The organism is Mucilaginibacter achroorhodeus, assembly GCF_007846095.1.
In the GTDB taxonomy this organism is placed as follows: domain Bacteria; phylum Bacteroidota; class Bacteroidia; order Sphingobacteriales; family Sphingobacteriaceae; genus Mucilaginibacter; species Mucilaginibacter achroorhodeus.
Map to the genome: position 1 here is coordinate 34,983 of NZ_VOEI01000002.1, position 22,327 is coordinate 57,309.

Sequence of the window (22,327 nt, forward strand, 5' to 3'; positions counted from 1 at the left end):
CTTTTACCTCAGTATAATGAAATTATTCGACGTATATCCAATCAATCCAATCAATATAATTAAAGGCCAGGGAAGCCTGGTTTATGATGATAAAGGCACAGCATACCTTGACCTTTATGGCGGCCATGCGGTAATATCAATCGGTCACACTAATCCACATTACGTAAAACGTTTGGAGGATCAACTGCACCAGATAGGCTTTTATTCAAACTCAATTGAGATACCATTGCAAAAGCAACTTGCAGAGAAACTTGGCCGTGTTTCTGGCAAAGAAGATTACCAGTTGTTCCTTTGTAATTCGGGCGCTGAAGCAAATGAGAACGCTCTAAAACTTGCATCATTTTACAATGGTAAAAAGAAAATTATTGCGTTTAAAAAAGCTTTCCACGGCCGCACATCGTTGGCGGTGGCGGCAACTGATAACCCTAAAATTGTTGCACCGGTAAACGAAACCGATAACGTGGTTTTTCTTCCGTGGAACGATGAGGCAGCTCTTGAGCAAGCTTTTAAAGAACACGAGGTATCTTCAGTTATCATTGAAGGCATACAAGGTGTTGGCGGCATACAAGTTACCGCGGTTAACTTCCTTCAAAAAATAAGATCACTTTGTGACGAACATAACGCTGTTTTCATAGCTGATTCCGTGCAATGTGGTTATGGCCGTACAGGTAAATTCTTCTCGCACGATTTTGCCGGTGTCAACGCTGACATTTATTCAATGGCTAAAGGCATGGGTAATGGCTTCCCGGTCGGCGGTATCATTATCTCGCCAAAGATAGCGCCTTCGTATGGTATGTTAGGTACTACGTTCGGTGGTAATCACCTGGCTTGTGCGGCAGGCTTAGCCGTTCTTGAAGTTATTGAACAAGATAACCTGATGCAAAACGCCGCAGAGATCGGCGATTATCTGATAACAGAGCTTAAGAAATTTGATCAGGTGAAAGAGGTGCGCGGCAGGGGTTTAATGATAGGCATTGATCTTCCGGAAGAATTATCTAATGTGAAAAAAGATCTGTTGTTTAAGCACCATATCTTTACCGGAGAGGCTAAACCAAACGTTATCAGGCTCTTACCTGCACTTAATTTAACAAAAACTTACGCAGATAGGTTCCTGGAGGCATTTGACGCAACTTTAAATAACGCATAATAAATTATACGCTATTCAAGCCCTCTTCTTTTAACGAGGGTTTGAATAACGCAAAACAAGGCTCATGAAACTCTTCTCTTCTGTAAACGATGTTACTGATCTACAGGCACTGGTAAAACAGGCTTTAGCGGCAAAAAAAGATCCGTTTGCTAACCAGCATTTGGGCAAAAACAAAACCATAAGCCTGGTTTTTCTTAATCCCAGCCTGCGTACACGCATGAGCACCCAAAAGGCAGCCATGAATTTGGGTATGAACGTTATAATACTTAACATCGATAAAGAAGGATGGGCTTTAGAATTGCGTGATAATGTAATTATGAATGGTACTACCGTAGAGCACATCCGCGAGGCTGCGGCAGTGATGGGTGAATATTCTGACATCATTGGAGTGCGCTCGTTTCCAGGTTTAAAAGACCGTGATGAGGATTATAGCGAAAGCATATTTAATAAGTTTGTTGAATTTTGTAAGGTACCTGTTGTTAGCCTGGAGTCTGCTACACGCCACCCGCTGCAAAGCCTTGCCGACCTGGTAACTATCGAGGAATTAAAAACCAGGTCACGCCCAAAAGTGGTGTTGACATGGGCCCCGCATATCAAAGCACTTCCGCAGGCAGTGCCTAACTCATTTGCAGAGTGGATGTGTAAAGCAGATGTTGATTTTGTGGTAACACATCCCGAAGGATATGCCCTTTCAGAACAATTTACTGAGGGAGCAACTATAACAACCAATCAGGAAGAAGCATTAAAAGACGCAGATTTTATCTATGTAAAAAACTGGTCGGCTTATGAACCTTATGGCGCTGTTACCAACGGCAATGAAGATTGGATGCTGACCAATGCCAAATTGAATGAGCTTGCACCCCAAGCAAAGGTAATGCATTGCCTTCCCGTTCGCCGGGACCTGGAGCTCTCATCAGAGATATTAGATGGCCCGCGTTCTATCGTAGTACATGAAGCCGGCAACCGTGTTTGGGCTGCGCAGGCAGTATTAAAACAGATGCTGGAAGCCTTATAATAAGCATCCACGACTGTCTTCACTTCTGACTCTTATATTTCCTGATTATTTGCAAAATGTATATACCTAAACACTTCCAAATAACTGAAAAGCAGCAAGCTATCCACTTTATGCGAAAGTATAGCTTTGCTTCAATAGTGACGGTACTGAATGGCATACCAGAGGCAACGCACTTGCCTTTTGTGATTGAAGTGCGTGGTGATGAGGTTGTATTGCTCTCACATTTTGCGAAAGCAAATCCACAGGTTGATGTAATTGAGCAGGAAGCATCTTTAGTGATATTCACCGAGCCACACGCTTACATTTCGCCAAAGAATTACGAGAAAGAAACCAATGTACCTACCTGGAACTATATAGCTATACATGCCTACGGCAAAGCCAAACTGTTAAAAGACGAAACAGCCGTAGGCGCCCTGCTGGCTAAAACCATCAGCACTTATGAGCAGGATTATCTGAAACAGTGGAACAGATTGCCAGGCGATTATAAGCACAAGATGATGAACGGCATTGTAGCTTTTGAGCTTGTGGTTACGGACCTGCAAGCCAAATATAAACTAAGCCAAAATCGCAGCGAGATTGAGCAGCAAAATATAATCAACAACTTAGACAGCTCAGAAACCGACAATGAAAAAGAAATTGCGGATTACATGAAGCAATTAAAGCACTAACTCTCGGGGCCATTTTTGTAAATGGCATTAATAACCTTATTAAGTGTTAGTCCCTGGACAATGATTGAAAATATCACAATAAAATAAGTTCCGGCGAGTATAAAATGTTTGTATTCAGATGTTGGCAGAGAAAGCGCCAAAGCTATGGAAATACCACCACGCAAACCCGCCCATGTTAATATATTGATGCTGCCATAATTAACGTTAAGACTTCTGCGCAAAAATGTTAAAGGCAGCATAATGCTTCCCCAGCGTGCTATCAGGATAAGGGCAATACCCAAAGCCCCCGATAGCCAGTAATGCTGTAAAAATGGAAAATTCACCATTTGCAAGCCTATCATAACAAACAGCATAGTATTCAGCAGTTCGTCTATCAAGGTCCAGAATTTTTCAAGCGCCTGGTGCGAGCGGTCCGTTTTATCAACATTGATAGAGCGACCACCTGCAAACAGCCCGGCAGTAACCACAGCCAAAGGAATAGACAGGTGCAGGTAAGTAGCTATCAAAGAATTAGCCATAACCAAAGCGAACGAAACCAATACCACGGTTTGAAAATCATCTATCGATTTCATTAGCCTGTGTGCTAAAAACCCGGTGATTGCACCCAAAGCAATACCTCCAAACACTTCCTGCACAAAAAGTATTACTGCTTTGCCAAAATCAACATTGTTAACGCCTGATTGCGTGATCTCCAATAGCGTAATAAAAAGCACCAGCCCTATACCATCATTAAACAATGATTCGCCTGATATAATGGTTTCCAGATTGTTTGGCAGCTTAGACCCGGTGATAATAGCACTTACTGCAACCGGATCAGTTGGTGAAATAAGTGCTCCGAATAGCAGGCAGTATATGTAGGGCATATCTATCTTGAGCAGATTGGTTATGAAATACAGTAATGAACCAAATATTGCAGTAGATATGATAACGCCTATGGTACTCAACACGAAAACCGGCCTCATCTCCTTTTTCAAACGCTTTTTATCCAGGTTAAAAGCGCTTGCAAACAATAAAAACCCCAATAAAATATTTAACACCGTTCTGGAGAAGTTGATATTTTTAGCCAGCATGGTAAGATAATCTGCAATGCTGGGGTCTAACTTGTCTATTACGATGGTAATTAGCGACCCAATGATAGCTAAGGACATAATGCCGATAGTACCGGGCAGCTTAAGCCATCGGGCATTGATATATGAGTACAGGGCGCTTAAAATTACAAGTAGCGCAATTATAAAGAAGAGATGCATTTACATGGTTTGAAGATACCTTAACTGAAAGCCATCCTAACGAGGGACGGGATCCACGGTCATGGTATCGGTTTTAAAGTATCGGATCACTAACCTGTTATCACTGTTGCGGGTTAGATAGTTTATAGCCCAATTTAAGAAAACAATCGCTTTATTGCTAAATCCGGCTAACGATAACAAGTGTACAAACATCCACAACAACCATGCAAAAAAGCCCTGAAACTTAAATTTCTTAAGGTCGGCTACCGCTTTATTACGGCCAATGGTGGCCATGGTACCCAGATCGTGATATGCAAATGGCGTTGTCGGTTTACCCTCGATAATGTTCCGGAGGTTTTTTGCCAAATGCTTACCCTGCTGCAGGGCCACCTGCGCTACCCCGGGGTAGCCAGCCGGATTAGCATCAGTTTGTACAAATGATACATCACCTATCGCAAAAATATTGCTGTAGCCTTTTATGCGGTTAATGTCGTCGGTGATCAACCTGCCACCTTTTGCAACTGTTTCTTCGGGCATACCGTTGGGTACTTCGCCTTTTACGCCAGCAGCCCACAACACGTTGCGCGTTTGAATAACCGTACCGTCATCTATTTTTAAAATGGACCCGTTGTAACTTGATACGTGAACACCGGTATGTATGCTCACATCCATCTCTTTTAAAAATTGCTTTGCCTTCAATGAAGCTTCTGATGACATAGCGGCTAACAATTCTGGCTTGCCCTCTACCAAATAAACCTTCATATCAGCATTGCACAAGCCGGGATAGTCTTTACAAAGAATGTATTTTCGCAGTTCTGATATCGCCCCGGCAAGCTCCACCCCGGTTGGCCCTCCGCCAACTATTACGAAAGTAAGCAAGGCATCACGTTCCGCTTTATCTGAAGTCACCAGTGCCTTTTCAAGGTTTTGCAACATCAAACTGCGAATGTTTAAAGCTTCCGCAATATTTTTCATGGGCATGGCATAATGCTCAAGTTCCTGGTTGCCAAAGAAATTAGTGTTAGCCCCCGTAGCTATTACCAGGTAATCATAAGTGTAATTACCGGCATCGGTTTCTACTGTATTGGTTTTGGTATCGATATTGTCAACGCTGGCCAAATGAAAAGTAAAGTTCTTTTGCCTGCTGAAAATCCGCCTGATTGGAAAACCTATAGAATCGGCCTCAATTGCACCTGTGGCCACCTGGTATAAAAGCGGTTGAAAGGTGTGATAATTATGTTTATCTAAGAGCAGCACATCTACCGGTGCATCTTTTAATTTTTTTGCTAACTGTACCCCGCCAAATCCTCCGCCTATAATTATAACTCGTGGTTGTTTGTTTTCCTGTTTATTCATAGCAACAATGGCCTTGTGCATCTAAGCTACAAACCCTGATGAATATTGCTAACATGATAACCACTTATGTGTTTTAAATGAAGGTATTTTTACAATAGCAAGTAAATTATTCTTACAACCATAAAATAGCTATTATTGCTACCGAACTCATATAGTAAATAATATGCAAGCGCTTCATGTAATTAAAATTGGTGGTAACGTAATTGATAATTCTGAAAACCTGCACAGGTTTCTAAAGGATTTTACCGCACTTGATGGCCATAAGATATTGATACATGGTGGCGGCAAAGTTGCTACCCAGATCTCTGAAAGTATGGGTATTGAAGCTAAAATGATTGATGGCCGCCGCATAACTGATATTGATACCTTGCGCATTGTAACCATGGTTTACGGCGGTTTGATCAACAAAAACATTGTAGCCCAATTGCAGCGATACGGCAATAATGCTATTGGCCTCACGGGTGCAGACGGTAACCTGATACACGCACAAAAGCGCCCGGTAAAAACCATTGATTATGGTTTTGTGGGCGATCTTAAAGAAGAATCTGTTAATGCTGAAAATATCGCCAAATTGCTTGATGGAGGCTTTACCCCTGTTTTTTGTGCCTTAACGCATGATGGCGAAGGCCAATTGCTTAATACAAATGCAGATACTATTGCCTCAGCGCTGGCAGTGGCGCTATCAGATAAGTATGAAACCACGCTTATTTATTGTTTTGAAAAAAAAGGCGTATTACACGATGTTAACGACGATGAATCATTGATCAGGGAGATTAATCCCGAACGTTATCATAAACTTAAACAAGAACAGGTGATACATAGCGGCATGATCCCTAAGCTGGATAATGCATTTGCAGCCATATCTTGCGGAGTAAAAGCTGTAGTCATCGGCCATTCTGACGACCTGGGGCAATTGAAAGGCAAACATGCCTTTGGTACACGTTTAAGCGAATAAAACACACATGGAAACAAAACAACACATAGCCATTTTAGGCAGCGGTAATATTGGTTTGGCTTTAGCCAAGGGGTTGGTAAAGGCGGGCATTTTTGCGCCGTCGCAAATTACGCTAACGCGCCGCAACGTTGCGGCTTTAGATCATCTTGCTATAGAAGGTTACAAAGTTACAGCCAATAATGCTGAAGCCGTTACCAAAGCTAATATTGTTGTCCTGGCCATATTGCCGCAACAACTAAATAAGTTGCTTGATGAGATAAAACCGGCTGTTACTTATGGTAAGCATTTGCTCATCTCTGTGGTATCCGGGGTAAGCTGCCAGGATATCCGCAATCAACTTGGGCTTGATGTTGAGGTGATACGCGCTATGCCCAATACCGCTATAGCCATTGGCCATAGCATGACCTGTATTGCTACAGACACGGCTTCTGCAGAGAATATCAGTTTGGTAAAATCACTTTTCGATACTGTAGGTGTAAGCATACAGATAAACGAGGAGTTGATGACTTCAGCAACGGCCTTATGTGCTTGCGGTATTGCCTTTTTCCTGCGTTCTATACGTGCGGCATCGCAAGGCGGCACCGAAATTGGTTTTCATGCACATGATGCGCTTAAAATGGCTGCACAAACGGCAAAAGGTGCTGCAGATCTGCTGCTGCAACTGGCATCGCATCCCGAGCAGGAAATAGACAAGGTTACCTCTCCTAAGGGTTGCACCATAGCCGGACTAAACGAGATGGAACACAACGGATTCAGTTCGGCACTAATTAAGGGCATCAAGACATCAGCCGAAAAAGCTGGTGCGCTTTACAAAAGCGAATAAAACACCGTTATGAAAACGTATCTTAAAAGAGCCGCGATCGCAATGTTTTCATTAGGATTACTTGCTTTTACGGTAACTCGACCATCTAAAGTTAATATCGTATTTATCGGCGATAGCATCACTTACGGCCAAAATAATGCCGAGTTGCAGCCTTCGGTTTATGCGCTGAATTTCCTGAAAGAGAAATTTCAAGGAATTCAATTCATACAGGCCAACCGAGGAGTGAGCGGATACACCACTAAAAATTTTTTACCCGGTGAACCTGACTTTGAAAAGGTGGTGAAAGATGCCGATGTTTATTACAGAGACAACTCTGCACAGTTGATATTCTCAGTTATGCTGGGCACTAATGATAGCGCTATAAATGGCCCTTATGGAGCGCCGGTCTCTCCTGAACAATATCTCAAAAACCTAAGCACAATTGCTGATAGTATTTTAAAACGTTACCCCAATAGCAAAATAGTTTTCAACTCCCCTATTTATTTCAGCCCCAACACCTATAACGGTGCGATGTATTTGCAGGAGGGTTTGGATCGTTTGCAGCTTTACTATCCTCAGGTAGATGCTTTAGTAAAGCATTACAACACAGCCAACCCCAACCATGTATATTTGGGTTACACAAATGGCTTTGCTGATTTTAAAAAGGACTATCTACACCTTTTTATACCCGAACAAGGCCATCAGGGTGTATTTTACCTGCATCCCAATAAAGAGGGTGCAAAAATATTAGGCCAAAACTGGGGAAAGGCTTTGGCTAAGGTTATCGGTAATTAGTTCTACTGATCTTCGTCGGCAGATTTTTGTTTTTGAGTGGGTGGTGTAGAGGTTAGGTTACCAAATTCATCAACGTAAGCTATATCATCTGCGCCAGTACCATTTTCTTTGCGTTCTTGCTTGCGCTGTGCTTTATCTTCTTTCTTTTTCTGGCGATTTTTTTCCAGTTGTTTCTTCATAAATGTTGCTTGTGATTTAGCCATATTTTATATATCGGGTTTAAATGAAATAAAAAGCACCTGCCGGTTAGGCAGGTGCTACGATTAAATTTTATAGTGATTTTTTAAATTACTTTTACATTTACCGCGGTAAGGCCTTTTTTGCCTTCTTCTACATCAAACGTTACTTTATCGTTTTCACGAATTTCGTCAATGAGGCCAGTCGAGTGTACAAAAACATCGCTTCTGCTTTCACTCTGAGAAATGAATCCAAAACCTTTAGTGGCATTGAAAAACTTTACTGTTCCTTCTTTTTGCATTATTATTTTTAATTAAGTACGCAATGTAGTCAATAAAATCCGCCTTTTACTTAAAATAAAATTATTTAACGTTGTTTTAAATATTTACAGAAGCTATATTACTGAATGGTAACAACTTATCCGCAAGCGTTAATTGTTAAAAATAAAATGCGCTGATTTTCAATATATAAAGACTACCTTTAAAAACCTCCTTAGTTGCATTTCGCTGCAAAACAAAGCGGTTGAATATTTTCTGCCGTTTAAAATTTAACTTATATATAATGAGTAAAGAGAAAAAAAGTTCGAAAGAGAACAAGAAAGCGCCATCTGTTAACGTCAATAAAAAACAGTCTGATTATCAGTCTGGAAAAAATTCAGTGTCCGCAGTTATACCTGTTAAAAAGAAATAACATGACTGATAAAGATATAATATTTGAAACCAGCAGGTATGTATATGACCTGACAAATCTTGCAAAAGAACACGGCTTTAAACCAGAGGAGAACTGGGAATTAAGTATGCAAAGTACTGTAGGCAAAACCAGGATCCAGCGTGATTTTTATCCCAATAATGTAGCAAAAATTTCGCCGGATATACTGCTTCAGGTATTACACTCTATAAAAACCAAGCTAAACCTGCCGCTTACGCAGGAAGAAGAGGCAGCGAATAAACAAACCATCAATTTAGATGAACTGCAGTATTTGGTTGCCTATAATCCCAAGCGCCCGCGTAATTAACTATAAAAGTTCGTTCGCAAGATTTGCAAGTTCACTGCGTTCACCTTTTTGCAGGGTAATGTGCGCGTAAAGCGGATGTCCCTTTGCTTTATCAATAAGATATGACAGGCCGTTACTTTCGGCATCAAGGTATGGGGTATCTATCTGGTAAATATCGCCCGTAAAAACAAATTTACTGTTCTCCCCTGCCCTTGAGATAATGGTTTTAACTTCATGCGGTGTAAGATTTTGAGCCTCATCTACTATGAAGAAGATCTTACTTAGCGTACGCCCTCTTATAAAGGCCAGCGGAGTAATGGATATTTTATCATTAGTGACCAATTCATCCAATTTAGCCTGCATTTTGGCATCCTCTACAAACTGGTCTTTTATAAATTTAAGATTGTCCCATATCGGTGCCATATAGGGGTCTATCTTTGAAGATACATCGCCCGGTAAAAAACCTATATCCCGGTTGCTAAGCGGGATGGTTGGGCGGGTAACAAATATTTGCCGGTAGTTTTTGCGTTGCTCCAAAGCGCTGGCAAGGGCGAGCAAGGTTTTGCCTGTGCCTGCGTTACCCTGTATGGTAACCAGTTTAATATCCGGGTGAAGCAAAGCATGTATGGCAAAGGCCTGTTCAAGGTTACGGGGCTCTATATTCAATACAGGCTGCTCATTAACTTTCTCGACCGTTTTACTCTGCGAATTATAGAACGCCGCTGTGGTGCCGTTTTTACCGTTAAGTATAATAAAATGATTACCCGCATTTTCGGGTATGTTAACGACCTCTGCACCAATAGATTCTTGTTTGTTAAGCTTACTTAAAACTTTCTCTGTGATTTTATTGAGAGTGGTTTTACCACTATACAACTCTTCCAGGTTTTTAACCTTACCTGTTTCGTAATCCTCTGCGAACAAGTTTAACGCCTTTGCTTTGAGGCGCAAGCAAATATCTTTTGATACCAAAATCACTTTCCTGTCGGGATGTTCAAATTGTACGCCGAGGGCAGCATTAAGTATGCGGTGGTCCGTTTTATCCGAGCCGAAAACCAGTTCGGCATCGGCGCTGGTATTTTTGGTATCTAAAACTACTTTAAACTGGCCATGACTTTTACCATTTAGCGGCAACCATTGATTGATGAGACGGTTCTTAGCCAGATCATCCATGATGCGGATAAAACTACGCGCCTCAAAGTTGCGCGTGTCGTTTCCGGTTTTCATGTTGTCCAGCTCTTCCAGCACTTGGATAGGGATAGCAACGTCATGTTCCTGGAAATTTTCGAAGGCGTTATGGTCGTACAGGATAACCGAGGTATCCAGCACAAATATTTTCTTTTTTCCGTCTGTTTTTCCTGTAGATTCCTTCATAGAAGGCTAAAATAACGAAATAGTTGTGAGATGTTTAATTGTTGTGCTGCTAAATGTTTGATTGGAATCAGTAACAACAACAGGTATATAAAATGGAAAACGGAAGCCTCTCTTGCGAAACGACTTCCGTTTTTCCTTTCCTCATGTTGGCCATAGCCGCAATGAAGCATCAAGTTTTGTGTGATCTTTAACCGACCCGCTCTCCTCGTTGTTATACTGCGAACGCTGATCTATCTTTTATCCTTGAGAATACCGATGGATCACTTTGTTGGTACGTATACAATGCACATTGTCTGTTACCTTGCGGAGGTGCTTTATCATACCCTGCCAAACCTTCGCTATGTCCCTGCTCTTGCGAGCCTGGCAGCCTTAATGTTTGCGGATGCTGATCTGCCTTTCCTCCCGAGGGGAAGTCGACCCTGTCATCGTTCCGTGCAACACTGATCATCTTCTTCTGTAGTGAATACCGATTTCTCTTTGTTACGCTAACGCCGATTCCTGCTGCGATCATTATCTAAGCCATTTTTTCCGTAGAATTGCTTGGCTATATGATAATACCCCGCTAATTACCTTCCAGGTAAAGTGCCGTAGCTCTTTGCTCCTTTTCGTAATTCAGGCACGTCCCTGATCTTTAGTTCGCCCGAAAGTTCACCCGATTCAGTTTGTGTTATCCTGTGAGGCTGTCAAAGTACGTCGTTCTTGATATTTACAATATCGGAACTTTTTGATACCCATGTCAAGTATTTTATTTAAACACTTTATTAACATTTATATAATGGTTATCAACAGGGCTTTTAAGGTAAAGTAGGAGTTTTGATTGGTTTGTTAACACTTACGGTTATTAACATTACGCCTGAATTTGTCACTTTGAACGAGCAATTAAATTAGCAATTGCAAAGAAAGACGAAGTTTTCGATCCGTACAAAGCTGCATGTCCTCAAGGGAGGTTGCTTTGTTCCTTGCAATGAGGCGTAAGAAAGCATTTCCAATTTTCAGTAACTATATTTTCTCCGTAAGATGTTTCCAGTATCGTTTGGGGATATGCCTCACATGCAGTTTGGTGTTTTTGCGTGAAGTGATATTAACACTCTTAAAATAATTTTTCCAAAGATTTTGATACATACCTTCATCTTCGGTATAAGCGGCAACTATATCAGCCTGACGACTGTTCTCAGCAAAATCGAGCGTAATAAATTGCGTGTCGTGCAGATCATAATAAATACCGTACTTGCGCCGAAGGTCGTAGATCATCCATTTCATATCAGCGTACCGACTTCTAAAATGTTTGATCAATAATGGCAACACGTTAAAATCCGGCTCGATAGCAGCGTAGAAAGATCCGTCACGCAGTTTTTGAAAACGAATAAAGGCTTCCATACGGTGTTTCTCGCGCCTTACCATACGCACCATTTCTGAAACCCGCATCACATATCTGTTTCCGTAATCCTCTTCTATATTCTCATCGGTATCAATAGCGTAACGAATAAAGCCAAGCAAATTATTATCCTCCCCGGGGATTTCAGCTAAATGCGCCGCATATAAACGTTGAACTCCAAGGGTTGATAATTTAAGCTTTAGGGCTTTTAACACACGGCCTGCGCGGGTTTCGTCAGTAATAACCTGCATCTTTTCGTCAAATAGTGCCCCCTCTAACCACTCACCCTGATGCAATTTAACTACATCCAGTTTATGTGCATAAACATCAAAAACTGCTGTTAACAATCCTTCAAAAGTACCGTCGTAAATAAGCGTGGTCATTAAAATAGGTTAAGCTGGGTGTGAACATTTTTGATGTATTTGCTATGCGATGTAGCCAAAATAAATTGCTTGATGGCGTTACCTGTTAAGTCCCGGCGCTCAAACTCCTTACTTTGACAAGTAATAAAATATTTAGCCCGATTAACACTTACGCCCATTCTTTTCAAATGTTCCCAATTAAGTTTTCCGAACTTGCGCGCACTCACTATCTTCTGAGCAGATAATACGCCAATGCCCGGTACACGCAATATTATTTTGAGGTCAGCGCGATTAACATCTATCGGAAATTCTTGCATATTCCTGATAGCCCAACTTAATTTAGGATCGATATCAAGATCAAGGTGTGGCTGATGATTATTAACAATTTCGCTTACATGGAAGCCATAATTGCGCATCAGCCAATCGGCCTGGTAAAGCCTGTTCTCGCGTACCATGGGTACGCTGGTATTAAGTGCAGGTAATCGGCTATCTTCCAATACAGGCACATAACCGGAATAGTAAACTCGTTTTAGCTTAAAGTTCTTATAAAAATAATTAGCAGAGTGCAGTATCTGGTTGTCATTTTCAGGCGTTGCACCAATAATTACTTGAGTGCTTTGCCCGGCAGGCGCAAATATTGGCGCTTTCTTAAACAGCTTTTTCTCTTCGGTATGTTTAATTATGGCGTTTTTAAGATAGCCCATCGGCTTTATCATTTCCTGATGACTCTTATCGGGTGCCAGTAACTTTAAACCAGCCTCTGTAGGCATCTCTAAATTAACGCTTAATCTGTCGGCATAAAGCCCCGCCTCGTTCATCAGTTCGTCACTGGCACCAGGTATAGACTTAAGATGGATATAACCATGAAAATTATGCTCCAACCTTAGTTTCTTCGCCACGCGCACCAAACGCTCCATGGTAAAATCGGCATCTTTAAAAATACCTGAACTTAGAAATAAACCTTCTATGTAATTACGCCTATAAAAATTAATGGTAAGGTCTACCACTTCCTGTACGGTAAAGGCAGCACGTTTTATATCGTTACTCTTCCGAGAAACGCAATACGCACAATCAAAAATGCAATGATTAGTGAGCAGGATTTTCAATAGCGAGACGCAACGGCCATCCTCCGTGTAGGAATGGCAAATACCGTTACTGGCATTGCCAAGGCCCTTATTTTCGTTTTTACGCTTGCTGCCACTGCTTGAGCACGACACATCATACTTAGCTGCATCAGCTAAAATATTCAGTTTTTCGGTTATCCTGTCTGCATCCATATCAAATCAAAAATACTAATATTTTTAGCATTATTAAATTAAAAAGAAATATTATTAATCTTTTTAGGAGTATAGCGTTACTGATGGTATGATGTTGGTTACGCTTTTAATAAAATGTACTACTATGAAAACTGCAGAAAAAGAAGATAAGCAAAAAGCGGAAAAGGAAAATATCTACAAAGAATTTAAGAATGCTGTTAACATGAGCGCCTCGGCCCTCGAAAAGTGGCTAAAAACCGATGAGTCAAAAAAGGTTGGATGGGACAGCGGCGACGGCGAATCAGTTGGTCATAAATCCGGTGAAAGGATAATAGATATACTGCACAAAAAGAAAAGTGAGCTAACGGCGACCGATTATAAACACATGGCCAAGGTGCACGGTTATATTTCCCGCCATTTAGCTCAAAAACCAAAGGATGCAAAAGATTCTAATTGGGATTATTCTTTGAAGAACTGGGGCCATGATTTTTCTAAAAAGTAGAGCTCAATATTTTGAGCTTTACTATATTTAGGCAAACATTATCTATATGCCCGATTTAGATCCCGGCTTTTGCCAGCACCTGCAAGCTATCAGCGAAATAAAATTAAGCGACGAACACGTTTGCGTAGAATGCATAAAACAAGGTACTACCTGGTTTCATTTACGTACCTGTCAAACTTGCGGGGTTACACTCTGCTGCGATCAATCGCCGGAACAACATATGACCAAGCATTACAATGCCAGCAGTCACCCTGTTATTGCCTCTGCGCAACCCGGTGAACGTTGGCTTTGGTGCTATCCGGATGAACAATTTGCAGAATATTGATTTTATTCTGAAGCTTCCTCGCCTTTTTCGCCAAGCTCCACTATATCGCCTTGCTTAAACAAAATGGCTTCGAGTGTTTTACGCCAAACAGGTTTTTTACGTAGCAGAAATTCCAAGTCCATACCAAAATGCTTAAATTCTTCGTGCTGGGCGTTTTGCATAATGGCTTTGGCTTGTTCATCTGTTTCAACAGATATACGTTGCTCGTACCAGTTAATGGCTTCAGCCTCTTCGCCTAATGATACGATCATGCGGGCGAAAGTGCGTGTTTCTGCAGAAAGTTCTTCTGGAGGTTCGTGATATTGGTCAAATCCCATGGCGTTTATATTTTTAGTATAAAAGCAATGCTATGAGATTTTGTTTTTTAATTTACATCGCCTTTAAGCGCTTGCTCAAGCGTGTACGGTTTATAACTAACACCAAGGCGTTTAGCATTTTCCTCAACAGTTTGCGGGAAGCCTGCAGCTTTTCGACGTTCGTTCACATTAGCCGCATCTTGTATAGGCCACACAAACATTTTAAACTCAGGCTTGCCGGTTTGCTTGTTAGTCATGCGCATGCCCTTAACCTGCGTACCCCAAATTTGTTCTTTGTTGTTATACATCAGGGAACGATCTTTCATCATGGCATATAAATAGAACGGCAATTCCTTTTCGTGTGCTGCCTTTTCTACAATGGGAAGATACTTGTCTATTACCGTTGAATGCTGCAAAACAAAAAAAGCAGCCTCGTTAGTTGGTTCACCTACAAGCGACTTTCCAGGGTAACCATATTGCGCTATAATGGCTTCTACCCTTTTTGTGTTTGATGAATCGGTATGATCAGATATTTTATTTATCTGTGAAAAAAAATCTCCATCCCTAAGATTCAATGCCTTCTTTATGGAATCTATCTGTTTGATAGTCAACTTCTCTGACATCATTGCCCGATAATGTTGATCAAGTGCATACAAGCTGTCGAGCTGATGTTTGAGGGAAAGATTAATCTTACGCTGTGCTTTAACTTGAATAAAACACAGCGTAAGAACTATAAAGAAGAATACTTTGCGGTTCATAGCAGGTTTACGATTTACGTAAAACTACAAACCGAACTTTACATTAGGAAATTAGAACACCTCGTTAATGCTCATTTCACGCAGTTCTTTAGGCTCGTTAGGGCGGCCATTCTTAAATGCCTGGCGGGGTTTTAATCCTAATAGTTCAAACATGAACATGTCCTCGTCAAACGTAGGATTTGGTGTAGTCAGCAATTTCTCGCCTGCAAATATCGAATTAGCGCCCGCCATAAAGCATAAGGCCTGCTCAACGGTACTCATTTCAGTGCGACCAGCTGATAACCTCACCACTGTTTTAGGCATTATGATACGCGTTGTGGCGATCATCCTAACCATATCCCAAACAGACACGCGGGGTTGCTCTGCCAGTGGCGTTCCTTTAACAGGTACCAATGCGTTAATAGGCACTGATTCCGGGTGTTTAGGCAGATTTGAAAGCGTTTTAAGCATCGAGATCCTATCAGCTGTAGTTTCACCCAAACCAATGATACCACCGCTGCACACAGATATTTTCGCTTTGCGAACGTGCTCAAGTGTGGTTAAACGCTCATCATAGGTACGGGTAGTAATAATACGTTTATAATCATCCTTAGAGGTATCCAGGTTGTGGTTGTAAGCATATAAACCGGCATCAGCCAGGCGTTGTGCCTGGTTTTCGGTAAGCATACCCAGGGTGCAGCAAACTTCCATATCCAATTCGTTTACAGCTGTAACCATATCCAACACTTTGTCAAAATCACGGTTATCGCGTACCTCGCGCCATGCAGCGCCCATACATAACCTTGACGCACCACCTTCTTTAGCGCGCTTTGCAGCAGCTATGACCTCTTCTTTAGGCATTAAGGCATGCACATCAACACCGGTACTATAACGTGCTGCCTGCGGGCAATAAGCACAATCCTCGGGACAACCGCCTGTTTTTATAGAAATCAGCGAACTGATCTGCACTTCTGCATAGTCTTTATTCTCGCGGTGAATAGTAGCTGCGCGGTAAATTAAATCCAATAAAGGTGAGTGGTATATTTTTGAGATCTCTTCCTGGGTCCAGTCGTATCTTACTTCAGTCATATGTGTGATTACGTTAACAGTAATAAAAGCGTGGCTTAACAATGCAAATATTCAAAGATTATTTTCTATTTCAACAAATGCAAATCACTTTAATGATATTGATTTGAAAATCAAGCTACAATAAAAGTTTGCTCGCCAACCATAGAGGTAGCAGAAATCCTATACAATCTGTAAAAGTAGTAATGATGATGGACGATGCCACTGCCGGATCTATGCCCAGGCGTTTTAATATGAGCGGAATGCCCGCACCCGTTAAACCTGCCACAATGAGATTACCAGTCATAGCCAGGAAAAGCACCAAACCGAGCATCGGGTTTTTATCATACAACAAAGCAAACAACAATACGATCAGTCCATTGGCCATGCCGTTGATCAAGCCCACTGAAATCTCTTTAATCACCGTGCGATAAGTCTGCCTGTCTGTAAGGTCACTTAATGAGATACGTCTTACCGTAACCGCCAGGGCTTGTGTTGCAGCGTTACCGCCCATACCACCAATAATGGTTACGTAAGCAACTATAATGGGCAACTCCTCTTCTACGTGCGTAAACTGCCTGATAACCGCCGCAGCCAGAAATGCTGTGCCCAGGTTAATAACGAGCCAGGGCAAACGGCTCTTTACTGCATCTTTCCAGTTACCGCTCAATTCCTCATCTTCAGATACACCGGAGATCTTCAAGATATCCTCGGTGTTCTCCTCCTCCATTACGTCGATAATGTCATCAACCATAATGCGGCCCAGCAGTTTCATATGGTCGTCAACAACGGGGATACTGGTCAGATTATATTGAGATATCAATTTAGCAACCTCTTCCTGGTCAAGATCAGCTTTTACAAACACCGGATCGTGCTGGTATATATCACGGATCTTAACCTCACTACGCGCCTTGATGATATCTTTGATGGAGACAATACCTTGCAATATCTTGTCATCGTTCACCACATAAATGGTGTAAAACTCCTCCATCTCTTCAGACTGGCGGATGATCTCGTCTAAAGCATCTTTCTTATCGGAATTAATGTTCACGCAGATCACCTGCGAATTCATCAAACCACCCGCAGTATCTTCATCGTAGTTTAACAGTGCACGAATGCTGATAGCATCTTCCTGATCGATCTCCTGTAGAATTTCCTGCTGATCCTCCTCGTCCATCTGGCTGATGATGTCGGTAGCCACATGGTAATCCAGTTCCTCAACAATTTCGGTACGCTTCTCGGGGTCAAGATTTACCAGTAAGTCTTCCGGATGGCTTTCTTCGTCCATCTCGGTAATAACTTCTGATGCTTCTTCGGCAGGCAGGATGTTGATGATGCGTTCGCGGGCTTCCTGCGGCAGTCGCTCAAATAAAATAGCGATCTCTGAGGCATGGTAATCCTTCAGAACCAACTCTAATTCAGCATCACCACCCTCAAGCGCGGTTTTGATGCGGAGCAGATCTGATTTATCTATCTCAAATGATTGCATATGCAGGCAATTTAGGCATTTTTATACAAAAAATGAGCCTGCAAAGCGTGTAGTTTCAGGAAGAATTTTGCAAAATATCAGCCGCTGTAATCGTATCTGATCTTAGCGCCGGTAAGCTTGTTGAGCTTACTCATTACAACTTCTATTTGTGTTTTACGAACGGAGAATTGGATAGAGCAATTTAATTCCGAGCGTTGCTCTAAAACTTGTAGCTGTTCATCTTTAATGATGCGCATTACATCATTCATTTGCGGATAATCAAAGCTTATGGTGTAAATATCGTTAATGGTTTTCTCAATAATACTTGCTTCGGCAAGTGCCATTTCCGTTGCCGTTTTATAGGCGTTTATTAAGCCCGGCACACCCAAAAGCGTACCTCCAAAATAGCGCACAACGACCACCAGTGTATTGGTAATATCTTTGGATAGCAGCGTATTTAAAATCGGTCTTCCTGCTGTACCGGACGGTTCGCCATCATCATTAACGCGGAATACAGAGCGATCTATCCCAAGCCTGATAGCCCAACAATGATGATTTGCCTTTGGATGATCTGCCTTTAGTTTTGCGACTATGGGCTTAATATCGCTATCGCTGCTAACCGGGTAAGCGTAAGCAAGAAACTTGCTGCCCCTGTCGCGAAAAATAGCTTCGACAGGTTCGGAAATTGTTTTGTAAGTATCTTGAAAAAGCATTTACCAGTGCATAATATTCACCGTAGTGATCATGATAATTGATATGATGGCAAGTGCCAAACCTAACTTGTTGAGCTTGCTGAGCCGTTCATGGAATACAACCAAACCCACCAGGGCGCCAACAGAAATTACCCCAATATTCATTGCGGAAAACACAAGCGAGGGGCTTGTTGACAAGGCCTTATGCGCTTTTAAATAAAATAAAATGTTACCAAAATTGGCTACACCCAATATTAACCCAAACATAATGTGCGCCCAATGTACACGTGTTTTACCTGAAATAACTTTTACTGCAAGGCTTATGAGCGCAATAACAAAAGACAATGCATATATGAAAAATAAAGAAGTGGTATAGGGTACAGCGGTAGAAGCTGCTACCTTCTTGAACAGGATATCAATGGCACCGAAGCCAATGAAAACGCATATCAGGTATATCCATGCATTACTTAAAACTTTGCGGTTAGCCGTTTGCTTTTGCCATGGAATAGAGCACAATATTGCTGCAAAACCTACTGAAAAACAAGCTAATCTTGCAAGGTTAAACTGATCACCAAATAGCAGGAAAGCTGCAAACAGTGATATAAATAACGAAAGCCGTTGCGCAACATCGGTACGAACAATGCCGGCAAGTCGTACTGATTTGGCCATTATCCAGAATATCAGCGGCAATAAAATGCCAACGGCAATATATACGCTAACCGGTGCTTGCTTTATTTCAAAAGTGCCGAAATTAGGTTTAAAGAAAAACCAGGTAAGCAGGATAGCCATCCCGTAGTTCCAGGTTATGGCCTGAAAAACGTCAATGCTGTAGCGCCGTGCAACTTTTAATAGCACCGATACAATTACACTGCAGCAAACGCTTAGGAAAACGTATAACATTAAATAAGCTTTTAAGGTTGATTGGTAAATATCTGTAAAATATCACTGCCAATTGTTTGGCTACCTTCATTTTTACCGCTTAAACGTGGCGCTGGTATCCCTGCACGTAAAGTGGCCTGGCCGGTGAAGATCCTTGCTTCATCCCACAACCCGGCATCGATAAAATGCTGTGATGTTTTTGCACCACCCTCTATAATAACCGACTGTATATCCTGCAGATATAGCTGGTACATGATGTATTGTGGTACGTAATTGTCAAAATCTTCCAGCTGAATGTATTTGATATTATCATCAACATCAAACTTTTCTGCATTGAAAACAAGCGTTTCTACTGTTTTATCAAAGACATTAAAAGTCTTATCAAGTTGCAATTGCCGGTCAATAACCACCCGCCTGGGCGAGCGGCCTTCAGCATAGCGTACATTCAATTGCGGGTTATCCGCTAAAACAGTGTTCTTGCCCACTAAAATCGCATCTTCTTCCGCGCGCCACTGATGAACCAGTTTACGGCTTTCGGCGCCTGTTATCCAAAATTGTGAACCATCCGCCGGGGCAAAAAAGCCGTTGGCTGTTTGCGCCCATTTAAGAATGATGTAAGGGCGGTGCTTTTGCACCCGTGTAAAAAATCTCCGGTTTAACCAACGGCATTCGTGTTCCAAAACCCCGGTAGTTACATCCACACCGGCAGCCAGTAATTTTTCAATGCCCTTGCCATCTACCTGCGAAAAAGGATCGCGGCACCCAACAACCACGCGTGGTATCTGATGTTTAATGATCAGATCAGCACAAGGCGGGGTTTTACCGTAATGTGCACAGGGCTCAAGTGACACATAAATCGTGGCCTCTTTTAGTAATTGCGCAGCATCGGTATAACGATCAGTCACCATCTTAATGGCGTTTACCTCGGCATGGGCTTCGCCGTATTTACGGTGACAGCCCTCACCTATTATCCTGCCGTTATGAACGATCACAGCGCCAACCATCGGGTTCGGGCTTACGCAACCTGCTCCTAATGCCGCCAGCTCTAAACAACGCTGCATGTATATTTCTGCTGATGCCATTGTGCAAAAGTAGCTTTTATGTTACTTTGTTGCATGAAAACTATTAAGGATGCCGTATTATCCTTCAAAAAACAACTGAATGATCTCTACGGCCCTCAAGAAGCAGAGGCGATTGTTATGCTGGTACTACAGGAGCTCACTGGCATGTCTCGTGCTAAAATAAAGGCATTTGAGGATGATGAACTGCCGTCGGAAACAGCAGATAAATTACCGCAAATATTGCAGGAGCTCTCAACCGGCAGACCTGTTCAGTACATTTTGGGAAGTACTGAATTTTATGGACTCCCATTTTTGGTAAATGCTGCAACGCTAATTCCCCGACCGGAAACGGAAGAATTGGTTGCGTGGATATTGGAAAGTCAAAAGTTAAAAGTGCAAGATCAAAGACCTTTGCGAATTTTGGACATCGGCACAGGCACCGGTTGTATCGCTATTACTTTGAGTAAAAATACTACTAACGCCTATGTGAGCGCGATTGATATTTCGCCGGAGGCCTTAAGGACAGCAGAAAGGAACGCCATTATCAACGAGGCAAAAGTTGATTTCCATAACGTGGATATTTTGGACAAAAACAGTTATCAGGCAATTAATAACAGCTATGATATTATTGTCAGCAATCCTCCGTACGTTACGCCGGCAGACAAATTAAGGATGCATGCAAATGTTACTGATTTCGAACCTCACACGGCCTTGTTTGTACCGGAAGAAGACCCTCTAAAATTTTATATCGCTATAGCCGATTTTGCTAATACACAACTGGATAAAGATGGCCTGCTGTTCTTTGAGATCAATGAAGCCTTCGGAAAAGAAACCAGCGAGATGTTAATTGCGAAAGGTTTTGATAAGATTGAACTTCGGCAAGATATGAGCGGCCGAGACAGGATGATCAAAGCTATTAAAGCATAGCCCTCTAAAATAGAGAAGCCCGGTATTCCGGGCTTCTCTATTTTATTTAATTAAATCTTCAGGCGTTTTGGATTGAATTATTCCAATCATTCGCTGTACTTTTTACTTTAGATTTTGCATCATCGTAACCGTTTTCGGCATAGCTTTGTGCTTTATCTTTAGCATCTTCATAGGCATCTTTTGCATCGCCCACTACACCGTTAAATTTTTTTTTAACGTTATCAACAACATTGCTGCTGTAATCTTTAACGTTTTCGGCAGTGTGTTGCGCTTTGTCTTTAGCTTTATTTACAAGGTCGTTTACGTAATCAGCAATGTCGCCGCGTAAATCCTCACCTTTTTCTGGAGCCAATAATAAACCTAAAGCGGCGCCCGCTGCAGCACCAACTAATAATGCTGCTATTACTTTTGCTTGATCTTTCATAATTGTTACGTTTTGTTGTAGACGATTTTATACTTAATTAACAAATACCATACCGCTGTGTTTAAATAATTACAAAAATAACGCTTGTATAAAGTCTGCATTTACTGCTGTCCACACAAAATCAATAGAATGGTTGTTGCCTTAAGCAATGAATTGGAGCAATTTTATAGCGGATATGCAGGACCTTCATTTTAGAAAGGTCTTCTTCCTGGTAGTGTTTATAGCAGCGGGTATTTTGCTTTTATTAAAATACCGCTTTTTACGTCATTTTGATCGGCGCGAGAACCTTGCACATCGTATACTAAGGCGTACACTTGACGTGTTAATTCCACTTGTTTTTGCACTGATTGCTATATCATCAGTAGCATTTTGGATAAGCGGTAACAACTGATATAAAACAAGAACATCCGCCCTTTTGGAGCGGATGTTCTTTTGGTAATCTTAGTTATATG

At 41.7% G+C, this 22,327-nt stretch carries 27 protein-coding genes; 11 read left to right on the forward strand and 16 right to left on the reverse strand.

The features are described from left to right. Nucleotides 1-16 precede the first annotated feature (16 nt). From FPZ42_RS06135 to FPZ42_RS06145, 3 genes are all read left to right on the forward strand, one after another. On the forward strand, nt 17-1,147 hold the full coding sequence (locus tag FPZ42_RS06135) for an aspartate aminotransferase family protein (RefSeq protein ID WP_146269620.1): 1,131 nt from the start codon (nt 17-19) through the stop codon (nt 1,145-1,147). 64 nt (nt 1,148-1,211) lie between these two features. Next, nucleotides 1,212-2,162, forward strand: a complete 951-nt coding sequence (locus tag FPZ42_RS06140) for an acetylornithine carbamoyltransferase (protein ID WP_146269621.1) — start codon at nt 1,212-1,214, stop codon at nt 2,160-2,162. A gap of 56 nt (nt 2,163-2,218) precedes the next feature. Then, nucleotides 2,219-2,830, forward strand: a complete 612-nt coding sequence (locus FPZ42_RS06145; protein WP_146269622.1) for an FMN-binding negative transcriptional regulator — start codon at nt 2,219-2,221, stop codon at nt 2,828-2,830. Here the strand turns inward: FPZ42_RS06145 and FPZ42_RS06150 are convergent. Further along, the gene (locus tag FPZ42_RS06150) at nt 2,827-4,077 is read right to left on the reverse strand and encodes a cation:proton antiporter (protein ID WP_146269623.1); all 1,251 of its coding nucleotides are present in this window, start codon (nt 4,075-4,077) and stop codon (nt 2,827-2,829) included. The two genes, FPZ42_RS06145 and FPZ42_RS06150, sit on opposite strands and share 4 nt — an antisense overlap. A gap of 36 nt (nt 4,078-4,113) precedes the next feature. After that, nucleotides 4,114-5,412 carry an NAD(P)/FAD-dependent oxidoreductase gene (locus tag FPZ42_RS06155; RefSeq protein WP_146269624.1) on the reverse strand — a complete coding sequence of 433 codons (1,299 nt, stop codon included), beginning with the start codon at nt 5,410-5,412 and terminating at the stop codon, nt 4,114-4,116. Nucleotides 5,413-5,575: 163 nt separating this feature from the next. On the opposite strand from FPZ42_RS06155, the gene argB reads away from it, so the two are divergent. The 3 genes from argB to FPZ42_RS06170 are packed head-to-tail and all read left to right on the forward strand — an operon-like array spanning nt 5,576 to nt 7,964. Then, on the forward strand, nt 5,576-6,367 hold the full coding sequence (gene argB / locus FPZ42_RS06160; protein ID WP_146269625.1) for an acetylglutamate kinase: 792 nt from the start codon (nt 5,576-5,578) through the stop codon (nt 6,365-6,367). 7 nt (nt 6,368-6,374) lie between these two features. Beyond that, nucleotides 6,375-7,190 carry a pyrroline-5-carboxylate reductase gene (gene proC / locus FPZ42_RS06165; protein WP_146269626.1) on the forward strand — a complete coding sequence of 272 codons (816 nt, stop codon included), beginning with the start codon at nt 6,375-6,377 and terminating at the stop codon, nt 7,188-7,190. Nucleotides 7,191-7,199: 9 nt separating this feature from the next. Beyond that, the gene (locus tag FPZ42_RS06170) at nt 7,200-7,964 is read left to right on the forward strand and encodes a GDSL-type esterase/lipase family protein (RefSeq protein WP_146269627.1); all 765 of its coding nucleotides are present in this window, start codon (nt 7,200-7,202) and stop codon (nt 7,962-7,964) included. 2 nt (nt 7,965-7,966) lie between these two features. On the opposite strand, the gene FPZ42_RS06175 is transcribed toward FPZ42_RS06170, so the two are convergent. Together FPZ42_RS06175 and FPZ42_RS06180 are read right to left on the reverse strand one after the other, a co-directional pair. Beyond that, nucleotides 7,967-8,143 (reverse strand): hypothetical protein, encoded by a 177-nt coding sequence (locus FPZ42_RS06175; protein ID WP_261382237.1) that lies wholly within the window; start codon nt 8,141-8,143, stop codon nt 7,967-7,969. Between the two features lie 104 nt (nt 8,144-8,247). Next, nucleotides 8,248-8,442: a cold-shock protein gene (locus tag FPZ42_RS06180; RefSeq protein ID WP_146269629.1), complete on the reverse strand. Its 195-nt coding sequence runs from the start codon at nt 8,440-8,442 to the stop codon at nt 8,248-8,250. 390 nt (nt 8,443-8,832) lie between these two features. Between FPZ42_RS06180 and FPZ42_RS06185 the strand changes: the two genes are divergently transcribed. Further along, nucleotides 8,833-9,156, forward strand: coding sequence for a hypothetical protein (locus tag FPZ42_RS06185; protein ID WP_146269630.1), 324 nt, complete (start codon nt 8,833-8,835; stop codon nt 9,154-9,156). Here the strand turns inward: FPZ42_RS06185 and FPZ42_RS06190 are convergent, their stop codons facing one another. The 4 genes from FPZ42_RS06190 to FPZ42_RS06205 form a co-directional block, all read right to left on the reverse strand. After that, nucleotides 9,157-10,506 carry a PhoH family protein gene (locus FPZ42_RS06190; RefSeq protein ID WP_146269631.1) on the reverse strand — a complete coding sequence of 450 codons (1,350 nt, stop codon included), beginning with the start codon at nt 10,504-10,506 and terminating at the stop codon, nt 9,157-9,159. A 211-nt stretch (nt 10,507-10,717) separates the two neighbouring features. Next, nucleotides 10,718-10,954, reverse strand: a complete 237-nt coding sequence (locus FPZ42_RS06195) for a hypothetical protein (protein ID WP_146269632.1) — start codon at nt 10,952-10,954, stop codon at nt 10,718-10,720. A gap of 551 nt (nt 10,955-11,505) precedes the next feature. Continuing rightward, the gene (locus FPZ42_RS06200; RefSeq protein WP_146269633.1) at nt 11,506-12,264 is read right to left on the reverse strand and encodes a TIGR03915 family putative DNA repair protein; all 759 of its coding nucleotides are present in this window, start codon (nt 12,262-12,264) and stop codon (nt 11,506-11,508) included. Beyond that, nucleotides 12,264-13,520 (reverse strand): putative DNA modification/repair radical SAM protein, encoded by a 1,257-nt coding sequence (locus FPZ42_RS06205; protein ID WP_146269634.1) that lies wholly within the window; start codon nt 13,518-13,520, stop codon nt 12,264-12,266. The genes FPZ42_RS06200 and FPZ42_RS06205 overlap by 1 nt, the downstream gene beginning before the upstream one ends. 124 nt (nt 13,521-13,644) lie before the next feature. On the opposite strand from FPZ42_RS06205, the gene FPZ42_RS06210 reads away from it, so the two are divergent. Continuing rightward, the gene (locus FPZ42_RS06210) at nt 13,645-14,001 is read left to right on the forward strand and encodes a DUF3140 domain-containing protein (protein WP_146269635.1); all 357 of its coding nucleotides are present in this window, start codon (nt 13,645-13,647) and stop codon (nt 13,999-14,001) included. Between the two features lie 46 nt (nt 14,002-14,047). Continuing rightward, nucleotides 14,048-14,326, forward strand: coding sequence for a UBP-type zinc finger domain-containing protein (locus tag FPZ42_RS06215; RefSeq protein ID WP_146269636.1), 279 nt, complete (start codon nt 14,048-14,050; stop codon nt 14,324-14,326). A 2-nt stretch (nt 14,327-14,328) separates the two neighbouring features. On the opposite strand, the gene FPZ42_RS06220 is transcribed toward FPZ42_RS06215, so the two are convergent. The 7 genes from FPZ42_RS06220 to ribD form a co-directional block, all read right to left on the reverse strand. After that, nucleotides 14,329-14,643: a ferritin family protein gene (locus FPZ42_RS06220; protein ID WP_146269637.1), complete on the reverse strand. Its 315-nt coding sequence runs from the start codon at nt 14,641-14,643 to the stop codon at nt 14,329-14,331. Between the two features lie 47 nt (nt 14,644-14,690). Continuing rightward, complete coding sequence (locus FPZ42_RS06225; protein WP_146269638.1) at nt 14,691-15,248, reverse strand: DUF6624 domain-containing protein; 558 nt, start codon at nt 15,246-15,248, stop codon at nt 14,691-14,693. 183 nt (nt 15,249-15,431) lie between these two features. Further along, nucleotides 15,432-16,448 carry a biotin synthase BioB gene (gene bioB / locus FPZ42_RS06230; RefSeq protein WP_146269639.1) on the reverse strand — a complete coding sequence of 339 codons (1,017 nt, stop codon included), beginning with the start codon at nt 16,446-16,448 and terminating at the stop codon, nt 15,432-15,434. 115 nt (nt 16,449-16,563) lie between these two features. Then, complete coding sequence (mgtE, locus tag FPZ42_RS06235) at nt 16,564-17,913, reverse strand: magnesium transporter (protein ID WP_146269640.1); 1,350 nt, start codon at nt 17,911-17,913, stop codon at nt 16,564-16,566. Between the two features lie 77 nt (nt 17,914-17,990). Further along, on the reverse strand, nt 17,991-18,605 hold the full coding sequence (locus tag FPZ42_RS06240; RefSeq protein WP_146269641.1) for an IMPACT family protein: 615 nt from the start codon (nt 18,603-18,605) through the stop codon (nt 17,991-17,993). Then, nucleotides 18,606-19,484, reverse strand: a complete 879-nt coding sequence (locus tag FPZ42_RS06245) for a DMT family transporter (protein WP_146269642.1) — start codon at nt 19,482-19,484, stop codon at nt 18,606-18,608. It lies immediately after the preceding gene. An 11-nt stretch (nt 19,485-19,495) separates the two neighbouring features. After that, complete coding sequence (gene ribD, locus FPZ42_RS06250; protein ID WP_146269643.1) at nt 19,496-20,545, reverse strand: bifunctional diaminohydroxyphosphoribosylaminopyrimidine deaminase/5-amino-6-(5-phosphoribosylamino)uracil reductase RibD; 1,050 nt, start codon at nt 20,543-20,545, stop codon at nt 19,496-19,498. Between the two features lie 33 nt (nt 20,546-20,578). Here ribD and prmC point away from each other — a divergent pair, with 33 nt between their 5' ends. Next, nucleotides 20,579-21,451: a peptide chain release factor N(5)-glutamine methyltransferase gene (gene prmC, locus FPZ42_RS06255; RefSeq protein ID WP_186458696.1), complete on the forward strand. Its 873-nt coding sequence runs from the start codon at nt 20,579-20,581 to the stop codon at nt 21,449-21,451. A gap of 58 nt (nt 21,452-21,509) precedes the next feature. On the opposite strand, the gene FPZ42_RS06260 is transcribed toward prmC, so the two are convergent. After that, complete coding sequence (locus FPZ42_RS06260; RefSeq protein WP_146269645.1) at nt 21,510-21,875, reverse strand: YtxH domain-containing protein; 366 nt, start codon at nt 21,873-21,875, stop codon at nt 21,510-21,512. Nucleotides 21,876-22,023: 148 nt separating this feature from the next. Here FPZ42_RS06260 and FPZ42_RS06265 point away from each other — a divergent pair, with 148 nt between their 5' ends. Continuing rightward, nucleotides 22,024-22,266 (forward strand): hypothetical protein, encoded by a 243-nt coding sequence (locus tag FPZ42_RS06265; protein ID WP_146269646.1) that lies wholly within the window; start codon nt 22,024-22,026, stop codon nt 22,264-22,266. The last annotated feature ends 61 nt before the right edge of the window (nt 22,267-22,327 follow it).

What these genes read in the sequence shown, in the direction of transcription:
- FPZ42_RS06135 (WP_146269620.1), top strand. Translation starts at nt 17, where the DNA reads ATGAAATTATTCGACGTATATCCAATCAATCCAATCAATATAATTAAA.
- FPZ42_RS06140 (WP_146269621.1), top strand. Translation starts at nt 1,212, where the DNA reads ATGAAACTCTTCTCTTCTGTAAACGATGTTACTGATCTACAGGCACTG.
- FPZ42_RS06145 (WP_146269622.1), top strand. Translation starts at nt 2,219, where the DNA reads ATGTATATACCTAAACACTTCCAAATAACTGAAAAGCAGCAAGCTATC.
- FPZ42_RS06150 (WP_146269623.1), bottom strand. Translation starts at nt 4,077, where the DNA reads ATGCATCTCTTCTTTATAATTGCGCTACTTGTAATTTTAAGCGCCCTG.
- FPZ42_RS06155 (WP_146269624.1), bottom strand. Translation starts at nt 5,412, where the DNA reads ATGAATAAACAGGAAAACAAACAACCACGAGTTATAATTATAGGCGGA.
- argB (WP_146269625.1), top strand. Translation starts at nt 5,576, where the DNA reads ATGCAAGCGCTTCATGTAATTAAAATTGGTGGTAACGTAATTGATAAT.
- proC (WP_146269626.1), top strand. Translation starts at nt 6,375, where the DNA reads ATGGAAACAAAACAACACATAGCCATTTTAGGCAGCGGTAATATTGGT.
- FPZ42_RS06170 (WP_146269627.1), top strand. Translation starts at nt 7,200, where the DNA reads ATGAAAACGTATCTTAAAAGAGCCGCGATCGCAATGTTTTCATTAGGA.
- FPZ42_RS06175 (WP_261382237.1), bottom strand. Translation starts at nt 8,143, where the DNA reads ATGAAGAAACAACTGGAAAAAAATCGCCAGAAAAAGAAAGAAGATAAA.
- FPZ42_RS06180 (WP_146269629.1), bottom strand. Translation starts at nt 8,442, where the DNA reads ATGCAAAAAGAAGGAACAGTAAAGTTTTTCAATGCCACTAAAGGTTTT.
- FPZ42_RS06185 (WP_146269630.1), top strand. Translation starts at nt 8,833, where the DNA reads ATGACTGATAAAGATATAATATTTGAAACCAGCAGGTATGTATATGAC.
- FPZ42_RS06190 (WP_146269631.1), bottom strand. Translation starts at nt 10,506, where the DNA reads ATGAAGGAATCTACAGGAAAAACAGACGGAAAAAAGAAAATATTTGTG.
- FPZ42_RS06195 (WP_146269632.1), bottom strand. Translation starts at nt 10,954, where the DNA reads ATGATCAGTGTTGCACGGAACGATGACAGGGTCGACTTCCCCTCGGGA.
- FPZ42_RS06200 (WP_146269633.1), bottom strand. Translation starts at nt 12,264, where the DNA reads ATGACCACGCTTATTTACGACGGTACTTTTGAAGGATTGTTAACAGCA.
- FPZ42_RS06205 (WP_146269634.1), bottom strand. Translation starts at nt 13,520, where the DNA reads ATGGATGCAGACAGGATAACCGAAAAACTGAATATTTTAGCTGATGCA.
- FPZ42_RS06210 (WP_146269635.1), top strand. Translation starts at nt 13,645, where the DNA reads ATGAAAACTGCAGAAAAAGAAGATAAGCAAAAAGCGGAAAAGGAAAAT.
- FPZ42_RS06215 (WP_146269636.1), top strand. Translation starts at nt 14,048, where the DNA reads ATGCCCGATTTAGATCCCGGCTTTTGCCAGCACCTGCAAGCTATCAGC.
- FPZ42_RS06220 (WP_146269637.1), bottom strand. Translation starts at nt 14,643, where the DNA reads ATGGGATTTGACCAATATCACGAACCTCCAGAAGAACTTTCTGCAGAA.
- FPZ42_RS06225 (WP_146269638.1), bottom strand. Translation starts at nt 15,248, where the DNA reads ATGATGTCAGAGAAGTTGACTATCAAACAGATAGATTCCATAAAGAAG.
- bioB (WP_146269639.1), bottom strand. Translation starts at nt 16,448, where the DNA reads ATGACTGAAGTAAGATACGACTGGACCCAGGAAGAGATCTCAAAAATA.
- mgtE (WP_146269640.1), bottom strand. Translation starts at nt 17,913, where the DNA reads ATGCAATCATTTGAGATAGATAAATCAGATCTGCTCCGCATCAAAACC.
- FPZ42_RS06240 (WP_146269641.1), bottom strand. Translation starts at nt 18,605, where the DNA reads ATGCTTTTTCAAGATACTTACAAAACAATTTCCGAACCTGTCGAAGCT.
- FPZ42_RS06245 (WP_146269642.1), bottom strand. Translation starts at nt 19,484, where the DNA reads ATGTTATACGTTTTCCTAAGCGTTTGCTGCAGTGTAATTGTATCGGTG.
- ribD (WP_146269643.1), bottom strand. Translation starts at nt 20,545, where the DNA reads ATGGCATCAGCAGAAATATACATGCAGCGTTGTTTAGAGCTGGCGGCA.
- prmC (WP_186458696.1), top strand. Translation starts at nt 20,579, where the DNA reads ATGAAAACTATTAAGGATGCCGTATTATCCTTCAAAAAACAACTGAAT.
- FPZ42_RS06260 (WP_146269645.1), bottom strand. Translation starts at nt 21,875, where the DNA reads ATGAAAGATCAAGCAAAAGTAATAGCAGCATTATTAGTTGGTGCTGCA.
- FPZ42_RS06265 (WP_146269646.1), top strand. Translation starts at nt 22,024, where the DNA reads ATGAATTGGAGCAATTTTATAGCGGATATGCAGGACCTTCATTTTAGA.